At 59.9% G+C, this 12,231-nt stretch carries 9 protein-coding genes and 1 pseudogene; 6 read left to right on the forward strand and 4 right to left on the reverse strand.

All coding sequences use genetic code 11. The features are described 5' to 3' along the window. The first annotated feature begins 917 nt into the window (after positions 1-917). Both P3T25_RS42885 and P3T25_RS42890 read left to right on the forward strand, forming a co-directional pair. Complete coding sequence (locus P3T25_RS42885) at positions 918-1,850, forward strand: EAL domain-containing protein (RefSeq protein ID WP_429363345.1); 933 nt, start codon at positions 918-920, stop codon at positions 1,848-1,850. 14 nt (positions 1,851-1,864) lie between these two features. Beyond that, entirely contained in the window at positions 1,865-3,760 is a 1,896-nt protein-coding gene (locus P3T25_RS42890) for a diguanylate cyclase domain-containing protein (RefSeq protein WP_429363347.1), read from the forward strand. Between the two features lie 14 nt (positions 3,761-3,774). Here P3T25_RS42890 and P3T25_RS42895 read toward each other — a convergent pair whose 3' ends face one another. Next, positions 3,775-5,226 (reverse strand): PLP-dependent aminotransferase family protein, encoded by a 1,452-nt coding sequence (locus P3T25_RS42895; protein WP_429363420.1) that lies wholly within the window; start codon positions 5,224-5,226, stop codon positions 3,775-3,777. A 321-nt stretch (positions 5,227-5,547) separates the two neighbouring features. On the opposite strand from P3T25_RS42895, the gene P3T25_RS42900 reads away from it, so the two are divergent. The 3 genes from P3T25_RS42900 to P3T25_RS42910 all read left to right on the forward strand — a co-directional run bounded on the left by P3T25_RS42900 (position 5,548) and on the right by P3T25_RS42910 (position 9,233). Further along, a complete protein-coding gene (locus tag P3T25_RS42900) occupies positions 5,548-7,029 on the forward strand; it encodes an EAL domain-containing protein (RefSeq protein WP_429363349.1) in 1,482 nt (493 codons plus the stop codon). A gap of 65 nt (positions 7,030-7,094) precedes the next feature. Next, positions 7,095-8,546 (forward strand): PLP-dependent aminotransferase family protein, encoded by a 1,452-nt coding sequence (locus P3T25_RS42905; RefSeq protein ID WP_429363351.1) that lies wholly within the window; start codon positions 7,095-7,097, stop codon positions 8,544-8,546. 396 nt (positions 8,547-8,942) lie between these two features. Further along, the gene (locus tag P3T25_RS42910; RefSeq protein WP_171928905.1) at positions 8,943-9,233 is read left to right on the forward strand and encodes a transposase; all 291 of its coding nucleotides are present in this window, start codon (positions 8,943-8,945) and stop codon (positions 9,231-9,233) included. Between the two features lie 28 nt (positions 9,234-9,261). On the opposite strand, the pseudogene P3T25_RS42915 reads toward P3T25_RS42910, so the two are convergent. After that, a pseudogene (locus P3T25_RS42915) lies at positions 9,262-9,372 on the reverse strand (IS5/IS1182 family transposase); the annotation flags it as partial. A gap of 315 nt (positions 9,373-9,687) precedes the next feature. On the opposite strand from P3T25_RS42915, the gene P3T25_RS42920 reads away from it, so the two are divergent. Then, positions 9,688-10,902 (forward strand): DUF2252 domain-containing protein, encoded by a 1,215-nt coding sequence (locus P3T25_RS42920; RefSeq protein WP_429363353.1) that lies wholly within the window; start codon positions 9,688-9,690, stop codon positions 10,900-10,902. A 384-nt stretch (positions 10,903-11,286) separates the two neighbouring features. On the opposite strand, the gene P3T25_RS42925 is transcribed toward P3T25_RS42920, so the two are convergent. Continuing rightward, the gene (locus P3T25_RS42925) at positions 11,287-11,421 is read right to left on the reverse strand and encodes a hypothetical protein (protein WP_429363355.1); all 135 of its coding nucleotides are present in this window, start codon (positions 11,419-11,421) and stop codon (positions 11,287-11,289) included. 172 nt (positions 11,422-11,593) lie between these two features. Next, positions 11,594-12,211 (reverse strand): Dps family protein, encoded by a 618-nt coding sequence (locus P3T25_RS42930; RefSeq protein WP_429363357.1) that lies wholly within the window; start codon positions 12,209-12,211, stop codon positions 11,594-11,596. Between the last annotated feature and the right edge of the window lie 20 nt (positions 12,212-12,231).

Here is a 12,231-nt window from a genome sequence, read left to right on the forward strand (position 1 = left end):
ATCACTACGTTGCGCATCTTGCTCGGACTACGGCTCACGCAACGCTTGCACCATTCATCGAAGCAGTGGTCCTCAGGATATATGACACAGTAAGAGTAGGTGGATGAGAAAAAAGTCCGTCGCTTTCGAAGCGACGGAGTCGCTTCTAAGGCGACAAACTAGATTCTCATGAACGCAAACGCGGTGATATGCATGGCCGGGAAAATTCGGAGAGCCGGGTTTTGATGGGAAAGGTTGGGAATCCGAAAAAAATTAGCGCCAGGGGTCCCGAGTCGGCTTTCTGACTGTGGCGGCGAGCGCAAAGGTGCGTTTAAGGGAAGATTGGATCGATACTCGGCGGACGCCGGGCGGACACGCGAAAATTATGGCTCGGCGCGCGCCGGGAACTGCAGCAGGCGCCGACTGCCGGATTCGGTCGATCACCCGCCAGCTGACACGACGGTAAGAATGACCGTCGTGCTTTGGAAGCGGCCCTTAAATGAAGCCGGGCCGAACGGCAGAAGCGGGGTCGACTGCGGCCTCACGGTTGGCCCGAAAACTGCGTGAATCAATTGTCGGCGAAGGACAATCCGGACGTTGATTAGTGGCACGACTTCTTGCTTAACGGCATACGGGGACCGGAGATCCTTGCTGGACGGGGCTCTGCGGGCGTTGGCCGTCAGAAATTGCACGGAAAGGACGATTACCCCGAGTAAAGAGACAAGCCTGCCTCAGCGAGTTGCCGCGCCAACTTACCCCGCGTATGACGGCGGATCTGATACGCATGTTTTGACACGTAACTGCTACTCGTTTTGGAAATGCAGTCAGGTCATAGTTCGCAACTCAGATAACCGTGCGAAAACAACTTCATGCGATTTTTGCAACGCTACACAGCACGAATACGCCGGCAGCGCGCTGTATTGGACGAGCGTCTTAACGTGGCGGTGACTGCCGCCGTTGCGTCGAGCCTGGCTGGTTTGCTCGCGGCCAGCCTGATCGCATCTCGGGACGCCGGGGTGCTGGCTGTCGCGCTATCGGCTTGCGCAGGGGCTGTGTCCGTTGGTTACCTGGTTCGCCCAAAGGCAAGATTACGCCGCGCGGCGCGCATCGGTCTTCGCCGCGGGGAGTTCCAAGTCGTCTATCAGCCCATTGTGGACACGCGCACGCGACACTGCGTGGGCGTGGAAGCCCTGCTCCGGTGGGGCCATCCAAAGTTCGGAGCCGGGGGCCCGGGGCTGTTCATTGGAGAGATCGAAGGCACGCGTTTGCTCAGCGCGTTGACCTGTTTCGTGCTGCGCGAGGCGAATAACGCACTGACCCAACTGCCGTTCCCTCGGCACTGGCACATATCGGTAAACATCTGCGCGCGGCATCTGATGGAGGACCGCTTTGTCGAGGATATCTGCGAGTCCGCCGGTCCGATGCTGGAGCGCCTTGTTCTGGAACTCACCGAGCGCAGCTTCGTCGAGCGTACGCCGCGGGTTGTCACGGCGCTTAGCCATATGAAGCAACGCGGCGTACGCCTGTCACTCGACGATTTCGGCACCGGCTTCAACAATCTCGACTTACTCGCGGACTTCCGGTTCGATTACGTGAAGGTAGACCGGCGATTTCTAGCCATGCGCGGCGAAGCGCGCATCCAGTTTCTTAAGTCGGTAACCGCGTTAGTGCATACACTTGGTGCGAAAGTTGTCGTGGAAGGCGTCGAGAGCGCCGCAGAACACGACGTGGTACAGCGCTCGGGAATCGACCTCGCGCAGGGATACTGGTATGGGAAGCCGATGGCAGTCGATCAGCTTCGCGCGTTCGCGTCGTCGACTGCGTCGATAGACACATTACACGATGTGACCGGAACGGAGCATGGAGCGTGAAAGACGAATGCATCATGGATGCGCAGCAACAACGACAACCAGCCAGCGCCCCCGTGCCCCCGGAAAGCGACTACGATCAGTACTTTGAGCGCGTGACCAGAATCGCCGCTCGTGCGCTGAATCTACCAATATCCGCCGTATGTCTCGACAGTCTGGGCCAGCCAGAAGTCATAGGCGCGAGCGGGTGCGAACGGGACGTCATATTCCATATGGAGACGTACTATTGCCGGACGCTCCAATGCGAGGAACCGTTCGTCGTCAGGGATGCGTTGTCCGATGCGGAGCTTGCGCAGGGGCCACTGGCAACCAGCGAATTGGGGATCCGCTTTTTCGCAGGCATTGCGCTGCGTCTCCCGTGCGGCAAACCCATCGGTATGCTATGCGTGATGCACTCGATGCCGCGGCGCTTCACGCGCCAACAGCGTCAGATGCTGGTCGACCTGGGGCAAATGATCGAGCACGAAGTTGGCCTGCGCCAGCTGGACAGCTCTGATCGTTTGCAGGTGCTTCAGGCGATTGACCGGCTTCAGGGCCAGAATGCGCTTTACGTCGACACGTTCTATCGGACACCGGTCGCTATCGCGCATATCGGAAGGGACTGGGAGTGGCGGCACATGAATGATGCCTGCGTGAAATTCTTCGCGCACTCGCGCGCTCCGCTGACGAAAACGAACATACTCGATCTGCTGGATGCGAGCGACCGGACCAGGTTTGAACAGGTCGTGCAGGCACTCAATCGTGGCCGAGGGGTCGAGGTCCTGACGCTCGACGTAACCTTCCGGTTGCCCAACAAGCAGAGTAAGCCAGCGCGAGTGCAGGTGGCATTGAAGCAGCCGGGGTCGACCCGCGACGGAGGCTGGCTGTTTGTCATTCACGATACCCAGGCGGAGCAACGGGAAAAAACCGCGCGCGATGCGCGGGAGGCGGCGTTGCATCGGGCAGCCCATGAGGCCTCGGAAGTTCTGCGCAGGGCGCATGAGCAACTGACGACCGCCGAGCGACAATTGGGAGCCACGCGCGTAGATTTGCGCGCCATCGCTGACAATCTGCCGGTGCTGGTCGCTTACGTCGACGGTGAGCGACGTTATCGGTTCGCCAACTCAACCTATCGCGAGTGGCTGGGGTTGGACCCGGAGGAGATCGTGGGACGGCTCACCCATGAGGTTCTCGACGCTGACTATTTTGCTGCCATCGAGCCGTACGTCCAACGCGTGCTCAACGGCGAAAGGGTCGAGTACGAGGTTGGAGCGACGCTTAACGGGAGTCAACGTGTCCTGCGTGGTGTGCTGGTGCCGCGTCGCGTCCACGATCAGGCGGCTGATGGGTACTACCTGCTGGTGCAGGATGTGACGGAGCGAAGGACGTTGCTCGATCGCCTGCGGCATCAGGCGTTCCACGACGCGCTGACCGGCCTGCCGAACAGACGCTCGTTCCTCGAGAGGCTGGACGAGGCATGCGCAGCAGGCGGCGACGGTGTGGCTGCCATCATGTTTATCGACCTGGACGGCTTCAAGGCTGTGAACGATACATACGGGCATCAGTGCGGCGACGAAGTACTTGTTGAAGCCGCGCACCGGATCAGCCGCTGCGTGCGTGGCGGGGATCTGGTTGCGCACCATGCCGGGGATGAGTTCACGGTGCTGCTGACCGGCCCTGCAATCGATCGTGCTGCACTGGAGAGAATTGCACGCGCAATCCTGCTGACACTGAGCCAGCCCATAAGGTTCGGGGCGAAGGTCGTCCAGTTATCGGCGAGTGTCGGCATGCTACCGCGCGACCAGGCAGCGTCATTGAGTGGCGAAGCCCTGTTACGCGCGGCTGATGCCGCAATGTATCGTGCGAAAGTAGCGGGCAAGGCGCGTATTGTCGTGCACGAGCTTCACGATTCACCGGCCGGGATGTACGGTTGAGATCGACGCCCGTGTCATGCCGGCTGAACCGGACCGGCCAGCTTTGCGCCGCAACGCGATTCATCCGCGCACAGGGCGCCTAGCGTCGCGACCGCTTTATCGAGCTGCGCCGACCACGGGTATCCATAGTTCAGACGTACACGGTGTCGAAAGGCGCCGTCCGCAGAGAAGATAGGTCCGGGCGCGACGCTGATGCCACTGCTGAGCGCAGCCTGGAAGAGGTGTATCGAGTCTGCGTGATCCGGTAGCGCCACCCATGTGAAGTAACCGCCGTCAGACCTCGTCGCCATCGTATTGGCCGGGAAGTACCGGCTAATCGCGTCGAGCATCTGCGATTGCTGATGGGCCAATTCGCGACGTAGTTTGTGCAGGAAACGTTCATAGCCGCCGTGCTCCAGATAGTCGGCGATTGCGCGCTGCGCCGGCATGCTGGCCGATAGCGTGGTCATCCATTTTGCACGTTCCAGCCCGCCCGCGAACCTTCCGGCTGCCGCCCAGCCGATACGATATCCGGGCGCAAGGCACTTCGCGAACGATCCACAATGGATGACAAGACCTTTCCGGTCGAAGAATTTGGCCGGACGCACCGGCTCCGGGCCAAAATGCAGCTCGTTGTAGACGTCATCCTCGATGAGCGGCACGTCGTGTCTGGCGAGCAGATCAACCAGCGCCTGCTTCCTAGAATCGTCCAGCGTCACCCCGGTCGGATTGTGGAACGAGGTCATGAACCAGCAGGCGCGAACCGGATGTTGCTGCAGCGCCCGCGCGAGCGCATCCAGATCATGACCCTCCACCGGGTCAACAGGAATCTCCACTACGTTCAGCCGCAGTCGCTCGATAGCCTGCAGAGCTGCATAGAACGTCGGCTTTTCGATCACGATCACATCGCCTGGAGCGGCGAGCAACTGGGCGCTTAGCGTCAGGGCTTCGAGTGCACCGCTCGTTATGATTATCTCGTCGACGGGCACCGTCATCCCCGCCATCAGGTAACGCAACGAAATCTGCTGGCGCAATCCTTCGTACCCCGGCGGCAGTCCGTCAACCATGCTGGCCAGGTCCGTTGAACGATTGACAGTCGCGCACGACTTCCCGACGCGCGCCATCGGAAACAGCGCAGGGCTCAGGAACGCTGAACCAAGTGGGACAGTCTCGGGCTGCCTGATCGTCTTGAGGACCTCAAAGACAAGGTCGCTGATATTGACGGTCTTCGGGTCGGTACCCAGCGAGGTCCCGGGCCTTTGCCGCAGTAATTCTCCGGAACTCGGCGACACGAAATAGCCTGAACGCGGGCGCGCCTTGATCATGCCCCGATTTTCGAGCAGGTAATAGGCGCGAAATACCGTCGCGGGGCTGACACCCCAGGCCTTGCACGCCGCGCGAACCGAAGGGATACGCGCGCCGGGTGGCAGATCACCGCGCTTGATGAGCTCACTGAGTTGGTCGGCTAGCCGCTCGTACCGTTTCAACCTGTACTCCTCACAGATAACACCGTTGCGGGCGTCGCACTCGCCCTGGTAGCGCACACACTCAACGTTAGAAGAATGCCACTTATCAATCTGATACGGCCTTTCTTTTGCAATCTGCGTCTATTGCGGACGCGCACACGCTGGCAAAGTGCGGCGCAGACAGTTTCCACTTCTTTCGATGTTTCGCGTACGCGTAGCGGGCCAATCGATAGCGATTTTTAAGCCGAATTTTTTAACGATAAATCAATGGCATTTGGGTTCCCGGTATCAACCACGAGATGCAGCGCGTTCATCGCGCTCCGTCGGGCCTGGAGACGAGGTATGGCAGTCGTACTCGTCACCTGCGCAGGCACCTCACTCGCGGTTGCAGGTCCGGCCGACACTGGTTCCAGTCGCAGTCTTACGTTTGAACGCAACGTCTGGCAACAACTGACGGACTGGCTTGCTGGTCCACCAGCGCCCCCGATTCGCTTCGGCTCAGCCTGCGCGTCCATTGCGCAGTTGCCCGCTATTCCCGCCGCCCTTGCCGGACCGGTTGCTGGCCCGATGCCTGTACTGGTTAATACTTGCGATTCGCTGGACGACACGCGTGGCGAGGCCACCGGCACCGATGCTGCGATGGCCAGTTCGGGGCCGAACGTTGTGACGCTGCTTAGGGAACTGCGGTGGCAAATCAGCGACCACGCGGCGGCAGAACGAAACGGGCTTCTGGCCTCTGACGCAGTGGCCGCTACCGCGTCGCGGGTCGACCGCGCAGAGCAGTCGCCGGAACCACCAGCGATGTCGACCCCGGATTGCTCATTGGGTAGGGGTTGTGAAACGCGAGAGGTCTCGCCTTCGATCGGCGCCGACACACTCGTCTCGGTGCAGCCTTCGGCGAGCACTGCTACGCAGCGCATCTCAGTATGGACCATATTTGGATTTATATTGTGGCCGATCCTGGTGGTGGTCCTGGTCGTTGTTGTCAGTTGGGCTCTCAAAAGCTGGTTTCGCTACGACAAGTCCCTGCTGCGTGCAGCGCGTGCAGGGCTGCGTCGTGGCCGGTTCCATGTTGAGTATCAACCTGTCGTTGGCGTGCGGCGGGCCAGGTGTGTCGGCGTCGAAGCGTTGTTGCGATGGGACGACCAGAAGTACGGCGCGCTGGGCCCGGCTCACTATATGGAGTTCATTGAGAACAGTAGTTTGATCGGACCGATGACGCGATTCGTCCTGTCGCGTGCTGCTCAGGAGCTGCGGGAAATCGGCGCTCCGAAATCGCTCTACCTGGGCGTTACCGCTCCCGCGTCTTACCTGGTAAGTTCCGCGTTCATCGCGGACCTGGGTGACGTTGACTCCCTCGGTCTTCCACCGCTAATACTGAAGATCGGGGCAGGCAGCGCGAGGAAGTTCAGAAAACGTCTCATTCCGATGATGGCACAGGCGCGTGATAAAGGAATGCGTTTTGCCCTGTCGGGCGTGCGTCCCACTGACGTCGGATTTGAACTGCCTGCAGACATGACCTTTGAGATGGTGAAGATTGACAGGGACGTGCTGGGAATGGATCCCGATGAGCGCACGAAACAGATCAATGCGTTGACGTGCATGGGCCATGACATGGGCGCCGTGGTCGTGGTCGAAGGCGTTGAGAATGCGGCGCATCACAGCATCGCGCGGGCAAGCCGGGCTGAATTCGGTCAAGGTTTCTTCTACAGCCGTGCACTCGGCGCCAGCCAGCTGAAGGCATTTTTCCAGACCGCCAACGCCCCGTCCTCAAAGCCGGCTGGAGCTGCAACCGTGCTCGGCTGGCGGGTCCGAAATTTCTAGATGAGGCATTCCGCCCGCAACCGGAGCAGCTCGGGACAACTCTACTTAATTAGCATGACATAATAATGAAGCGCTATCTCCAACTGGCGGCAGAGTTCGAAAACCTGATTTCGAACGGTACGCTTGAGTCCGGCGTGCGGCTCCCGTCGGTGCGCCAGGCGAGCAGTTCGTACCGCGTCAGCCCTTCAACGGTTTTCCAGGCTTACTACACGCTCGAACGACGAGGCCTGATCGTAGCAAGACCTCGGTCGGGTTATTTCATTGCAAGTCGGCCTGCGCTAACGAAATCACTGGCGATTGTTTCAAAGCGAAGTATTGACGAGGCTGATGGCGACAGCTTGGTTATCCGCTTCATGAAGGCTCAACGTCGATGCGCGCATCCGGGGCTTGGCTCTTCGGAGCCAAGTGCCCAGCTGTTCCCGTTTGGCCGGATCTCGCGCTCGTTGACTGCGGCAACCCGGAGGATGGCGAGTTCCCGGAATGCCTTGTCGGCGGGAAAGGCGGAAGCAGATCTGCGTCGCCAGATTGCCCTGCGCTACATTGTCACAGGTGTTACCGTTCCAATCGATGAGGTTGTTGTGACGAGCGGCGCGCTCGATGCACTGATACTGTGTCTGCAGGTTCTGACGCGGCCTGGCGACACCATCGCAATAGAACGGCCCGCTTTCCATGCTGTGCAAGATGCGGTTCAGCGCCTGCATCTGAAGGCCGTGGAAATCCCTGTCGATCCACACCGTGGACTCGACCTCGGCGCATTAGCGGAGGCGTTGCGGCAGCATCCGGTACGGGCTTGCTGGTTTATGACAACGCTGCACCAGCCTACCGGCGCGACGCTCTCCGATGAACGGAAGGAGGCGCTCGTGAGGTTGCTGGCAAAACATGGCGTGCCGCTAATCGAGGACGACGTATTCCGCGAACTGCATTTTGGCTTGACGCCCGCGTATCCGGCGAAGCGCTTCGATTCTAACGGCCTCGTGCTGCACTGCGGTTCGTTTTCGAAGAGCCTTGCGCCTGGACTGCGCCTCGGTTGGGTAGCGGCGGGGCGATATGCCGCGAGAATTGAGCACGCGCGTTGGCTGACGATGGCCCCGGCATCTGTGCCCGTGCAATGCGCAATTGCCGACTACCTTGAGCATGGGGACTACGACCGGCTTCTACGCAAACTGCGTCGCGAACTGGCGTCCCTTCAGACCCGGATGGTGGCCGCGGTCGTCAGGTACTTCCCCCAAGGGACATTAGTGGTGCGGCCGCCGGGCGGATTCTTTCTATGGGTGGAACTTCCAGAAGGAGTCGAGGCAGTGCAGTTGTTCGAGATGGCGGAAGCGCACGAAATCGCGATAGCACCCGGTGCAATCTTTTCATGCAGCCGCGAATTTCGCCGTCACATCCGGCTTAACTATGGCCGTCCGTGGACCCCGGACGTTGAAAGGGAGATGCACACTTTGGGCATGCTGGCCAGGCGAGCATTGGCTGAGCAAGGGACAGCCCAGCATACTGGGCGCGAAGGAGCGGATTAAATAGCAACGATGAGCCATGATTGAAGGCGGTGCCAGCTGGAGCGGAGAGCATCCGGGGCCGCCTGCGACCCGCGTCTGGCGGCAGCCGGCCGAGGCTGTGTGAAAACGCACGCTGAACGCGGCGTTGTGGAAAATCGACCCTTCAGATCGCGCCGTATCGGCCTGGCAGCAACTCGGGAAGGGTAGAGCGACACCCGAAAATCGGGTACTTTTGCGTTTTCACACAGGCTCGGCCGGCTACAGACGTTGGCCCGCGGCGTTGTTGAATAAATTGATCTTCCAGCCCGAGGGCGCGCGATCTGGCAATGATCCGCGGTGATTTCACTTGCAGAAGAGCCAATGCCGTACAAACGCAATCAGAGCCTTCGTCACAAGATTGAAAAAGCGCATTAGAAGGTGACCAATTGGCCCGAATATAACGAAGCGTTGCGCCAACGTGGCGATATCACGATTTGGTTCACCGAAGAGGCGCTCGCCGCATGGCGCCCCGGCAAGACCGGAGCCCGTGGCAGGCCGCAGGAATATTCCGATCTCGCCATAGAAACCGCCTTGTTCATCCGCCAGGTCTTTCATCTGCCGCTACGCCAGACCGAAGGTTTCATGAACTCGCTTAGCCGCATCATGAAGGCCACCATCAGCATTCCCGACTACAGCAGAATTTCCAAGCGAGATCACCCGGCGTGGTGAGCTCGCAGGCAAGAACTTGATGGTGTTCGTCGATCGCAAGATGGAGTTTGCGCCAGGTCCGGGGAGCCGGAACATCATGCTTCTCCTGATGCCATTCATCTTTACCGTAGCCCTTGAGTCCGGTGGAATCAACGATCACGAGGCTACCCGGGTCCACCGCCTGGCTCAGGACGTGCATGGGTATTGAAATGCTGGTTCAGAACAGCTTGCGAAACCGGCTCGCCATCGTAGGCGCGGTCACCGATAAAGGTCTCAAACGGGGTGACAATTTGGGGTGAGCAGTTCCGCCACGGCCGAGGGCACCCGTGCCACGTTCACGCTTTGCGCCGCGTGGCGAATGACGCAAAATGGGCACTTGGTCTTGCCGGTCTTCGAATTATCGCGAGCGCGCTCGCGTGTGCCGCAAACGTCACGCCGGGCAAGGAAGCGAAGCGAATCAAGAGGAGGAGGCCGTATGCTCGATATCGCAGCCGAGATCGCGAAGTTCAATAGCGGCCGGGACGCCGAGCGCCTGAACATGAAGTACCAGCGCATGCGCACGTCGCCGTTTATCTTTCTGCGCGGCACCTGTCACCTCTTCTACAAGCGCTTGCCTTCTGGCGGCGTGCTCGAAGCGTCGCCGCGTACTTGGGTCTGCGGCGACATGCATCTGGAGAACTTCGGCAGTTACAAGGGCGACAACCGGCTTGTCTATTTCGACATCAACGACTTCGACGAGGCTTGCCTTGCACCGAGCCTGTACGAAATCGTCCGCTTGCTGACAAGTGTGCTCGTCGCCGCTGCGGATCTGCGCCTCAGCCGGGCAGAGGCGCTTGCGCTGTGCCATACGGCGGCCGATGCTTACAGTGCGGCGCTGCGCTTCGGCAAAACCCGCTGGATCGAAGAGGAAACGGCGGAGGGCATGGTTCGCGAGCTGTTCGACGGTTTGCACAAGCGTTCGCGAATCGACCATTTGAATCGGCGCGCCGAACTGAGGGGCAAGATACGCGTCTTGCGGCTCGATGGAAAGAAGGCACTGCCGGTAGGCGAAAAAGTGCGTGTCGACGTGACTGCCTTCATGGCCGAATTTGCCGCCCGCAAGGACAACCCGGACTTCTACAAAATGATCGACGTAGCTCGGCGAATTGCCGGAACCGGCAGTCTCGGCGTCGATCGTTACGTGATCCTGGTCGAGGGTAAGGGATCGCCCGACGGCAACTATCTGCTCGACATGAAAGAGGCGTTGCCCTCGGCGGTGAGCCCACATGTGAAGGCGCCGCAGCCACGCTGGGATACCGAGTCAGCGCGCGTGGTCGCGGTCCAGCAGCGCGCTCAGGCGGTTTCACAAGCCTTTCTGCATGCTGTTGAGTTCAACAAGCGATCCTATGTGTTGCGCGGCCTGCAGCCCTCGGAGGATCGTGTCGCGTTGGGCAACTGGAACGGCAAGTTGCCCCGGCTCGAAACGGTCGTCAACAACATGGCGGAACTGAGCGCGTGGGCGCAGTTGCGCTCCGGCGGTCGCCAGGGATCGGCGATCGCTGACGAGCTCATCGAGTTTGGAAGCAGCAACCATTGGCAGATGCCATTGATCGAAGTCGCCGTGCAATGCGAAGCCCAAGTCACGGCTGACTGGCGCGCGTACTGCGAAGCCTACGATCGCGGTGGGTTCGGCGCGCAGGCGAAGAGCTAGGCGGCGCCGCAAGCCAGGCGCCGGGAACGATGCGTCCATGATTCAGGCTCAGGCGCCCGCGCCTGGTGCACAGCATCGCGCTCTTCCGCAGACCGCCGGATCTCGGGCTCGCCATCACGTACGAATCGTGGTGCGGCGGTACGCAAACTCAAACCCTCGCCCGGCACGAAGAAGCAACGCACATTCACCCGAGCCGACCTGAACCAGGCAATCGTGCAGATCGCGCAGCAGTCGAAGACACCTTCAACACTTGGCCAACGGTCTGCACGCACTCGCTGAACGGACTGACACGCGCTGCCCGTTCAAGGCTGTCCTTCGGCACTACGTGGATTCAAACCGTCAAAGACAGACTCAAACCCGACATCAAAACTACGACATCTGTATTCAGCCAGCGCTACGACATTTCAATCTGGCCTCGGCAAAAATCGCGCGCTTTGCAACACTCCATTCCGCACAGCCTTCGTAATCCGTAAGAAGCGCCGTCATGATTTTGATCGAAACCCGCAACCAGTTGTTCATCTTGATGGCGCTCCGAACCCTGCGTCCGTTAGCGTGGCATTCATGTCGCTCTCCGTACTTGCGGCGAGCGCTCAAAAATGACTGCGTCCCATCTCGCGTTTCACTGGGCCGTTGCCGCAAACAGTCCGGCAAGCCTTTCTGCCGATCGCCAGCGCGTATCGCCGTATCAACGTCATGCTGCGACCACCAGAGACGCGTCGATCAGGTGCTCCGCGAGGAACCAGACCTGCAATTCGTTAGTGCGCAATACGTCGCTGACCAGCACGTCATTGGTGCCAAAGTCGCCCAACTCGTTGGCCTTGCTGGCTGCACTGCGAGTGGCCACAATGACGATTTCATGCGCCTCCAACAGACGCGAAAGCTGTACCGGCACCTCTTCGCGTCCGCGTGGCGGACGCGGGACCATGGTCATTTCCGCCACATCGGCAGCCATGGCGATGCTGACCCCACCGAGCAGTTGAATCCGCTCTGCTAGCGTGTCGACGAGTTTGACCTGCTTATCGTAATGCGCGTCATACAGCTGATGCAACGACTGGAACGTAGGCCCAACGACCTGCCAATGATGCTTCTTGTACATGTCGCGCAGCGTCATAGTGTCGGCCAGGATCTGATTCAACAGCTCTATGCCCGTTTCGCACGCGGTTTGGGACAACGCGATTGGCAGCTTTACGACATGACCGTACGGCTGCAGCTCATGTGCGCGCTGGTGCAGCTTCGGCTCGGGCACATGTATCACGTCGCTGGATTGGTTTCGGGTTTCGGACCTGCTGGCCCCGGTCGTCTTTGCCATGACTCGCTCCTTCAACTCAA

This window comes from Paraburkholderia sp. GAS32, assembly GCF_050434225.1.
Lineage (GTDB): Bacteria > Pseudomonadota > Gammaproteobacteria > Burkholderiales > Burkholderiaceae > Paraburkholderia > Paraburkholderia madseniana.